4 protein-coding genes and 1 pseudogene are annotated in these 1,972 nt (G+C 44.8%); all 5 read left to right on the forward strand.

Going from position 1 to position 1,972, the window contains the following annotated elements:
- A pseudogene (locus tag HMPREF0693_RS08060) lies at positions 1–582 on the forward strand (hypothetical protein); the annotation flags it as partial.
- Positions 579–905 (forward strand): head-tail connector protein, encoded by a 327-nt coding sequence (locus HMPREF0693_RS08065; RefSeq protein WP_004244743.1) that lies wholly within the window; start codon positions 579–581, stop codon positions 903–905. The pseudogene HMPREF0693_RS08060 and the gene HMPREF0693_RS08065, both read left to right, overlap by 4 nt.
- A 7-nt stretch (positions 906–912) precedes the next feature.
- On the forward strand, positions 913–1,257 hold the full coding sequence (locus tag HMPREF0693_RS08070) for a phage head closure protein (protein ID WP_004244744.1): 345 nt from the start codon (positions 913–915) through the stop codon (positions 1,255–1,257).
- Positions 1,241–1,714, forward strand: a complete 474-nt coding sequence (locus HMPREF0693_RS08075) for an HK97-gp10 family putative phage morphogenesis protein (protein WP_004244745.1) — start codon at positions 1,241–1,243, stop codon at positions 1,712–1,714. Before HMPREF0693_RS08070 ends, HMPREF0693_RS08075 begins: the two co-directional genes overlap by 17 nt.
- A 5-nt stretch (positions 1,715–1,719) precedes the next feature.
- Positions 1,720–1,972: tail completion protein gp17 (gene gp17, locus HMPREF0693_RS08080; protein ID WP_004244746.1), on the forward strand; the 253-nt coding region annotated here is incomplete at its 3' end.

Below are 1,972 nucleotides of genomic sequence, written 5' to 3' on the forward strand. Positions count from 1 at the left end.
AAGGATGGCAGAGACGGTAAAGACGGCTCGAGTGTCACCGTAGAAGAGGTTAAAGCACTTGTCATGTCTGAAGTGAGTGCTACGGTAAAAGCACTTCCTGTGCCGAAAGACGGGAAAGACGGTCGAGATGGCAAGGATGGTCGAGATGGTAAAGATGCCTTTAATATTGACATCCTTCCCGATATTGATGAAACCAAAAGTTATGCGCGTGGCACTCTAGCGACGCATCATGGGGGATTATGGCGCGCCTACGAGCAAACAAAAGGGATGCATGGTTGGGAGTGCATTGTCAGAGGGTGCAGTAGCCTAGCTTGGTCACTTCAAGATGAAAGGACCTTATTAGTTAATTCAATACTAAGCAATGGGGAGATGGTACAAACCAAATATGTTTTCCCAACAATGATATATCAAGGTGTTTTTGCCATAAACAGAGCGTTGCCTTATCAAAAAGGGGATGTAGTCACTTGGGGAGGCTCATTGTGGCACTGTAATGAACCCACCAAGGACAAGCCAGGGGAATTACATTCCAAAGGCTGGACGTTGATAGTGAAACGTGGACGAGACGGGAGAGACACGAAATGATGAACATCGTTACATTGCAGGAGGTGAAATCTCACTTACGTATTGATCATGATTTTGATGATGCGGATTTGCAATTAAAAATTAACGCGGCGACAGCAGCTGTCCTTGATCATGTGAAAAGTTGGGTAGAACGATTTCAAGGAGACGAAACGAAACTTAAGCAATCCCCCGATTTTTATCGAGTAAAGGATGCCATTTTAATCTTAATTGGTATAAGAGATAGGGATAGAGAAGGTGTCGATATTGCGCTTTATCCCCAAGGAATGCTGCCTTATCCCGTCACCTGTTTGTTGGGGTCCATGCACAAACCGACTATTTTGTGAGGTGACAATGATAGGAACTGCTGCAGGACGATTTCGTCATATCATCACCCTTCAACAACCTGAGCCCAAGCCTAATCGGATAAGTGGGGATGAAGTCATTTGGCGTGACGTGTTAAAAGATATTCATGCAAGTGTTGAACCTCTACGTGGACGTGAATATTTTCAGGCGCAACAGGTGCAAAGTGAAACTACCTTCAGAATACGTATGCGCTGGTTCCCTCAGGTAAAATCCACTATGCGAGTCCGTTTTGGCTCACGTATATTCGATATTGTTGCCATTATTGATCCTGAAGAGCGTCATCGAGAGCTTCAATTGATGTGCAAAGAGGGCGTGAATGATGGGGGATATTAAAATCAGTGGGTTAGCTGAACTCTCGCAATGCTTAAAAGCGTTGGAGAAAAATGTGGGTAAACGTATTGCCCGAAAAGCGATGAATGCGGGAGCGATGGAATTAAAGCAGGAAATCAAACATCGAGTGCCTATCCTTAAGGAAAAGGTACCGCATCGACGCAAAGGCACCCTCAAGCGCAATATTCGTTCTAAAACGAAAGTGCTGCGTAATGGGCAAGTTAAAACGCGCATTTGGGTGAAATCATTATCGGGTAAAAAGGTGTCTGCCTTTAAACAAGCAACGGGAAAAAATGCAGCATTGAACCCGAATGATCCATTTTATTGGTGGTTTGTCGAGTTTGGTACCGCCAAGATGCCCGCACAACCGTTTATGCGCCCCAGCTTTGAAGCAAAAAAGGAAGCGACGGCTAAAGTGATAGTTCAAACACTCAAAGAGGATATTGAAAAAGCAAGGTAGAGATCATGATACAGCAATTAAAAGAGACCCTTTCACCGCTTGTCGATGGAAGGGTTTTTTTTCAGGTATTACCCGAAGGCAAAGGGCATTATCCCGCCATAGTGATCCAGTTTGCCAGCATCACGCCTAACAGTGCGCTGGAGGATACAGATTTAGACAACTATCGTGTGCAACTTGATGTGTATGCGCCACAGCCACAACCTCTGATGGTCTTGCGTAAAAAAATCGAGGCTAAGATTGTTGCGACAATCCCATTTG

This window comes from Proteus mirabilis ATCC 29906 (assembly GCF_000160755.1).
GTDB lineage: Bacteria > Pseudomonadota > Gammaproteobacteria > Enterobacterales > Enterobacteriaceae > Proteus > Proteus mirabilis.

Excerpts from the sequence above, each read along its gene's own strand:
- HMPREF0693_RS08065 (WP_004244743.1), top strand. The coding sequence starts at position 579 with ATGATGAACATCGTTACATTGCAGGAGGTGAAATCTCACTTACGTATT.
- HMPREF0693_RS08070 (WP_004244744.1), top strand. The coding sequence starts at position 913 with ATGATAGGAACTGCTGCAGGACGATTTCGTCATATCATCACCCTTCAA.
- HMPREF0693_RS08075 (WP_004244745.1), top strand. The coding sequence starts at position 1,241 with ATGATGGGGGATATTAAAATCAGTGGGTTAGCTGAACTCTCGCAATGC.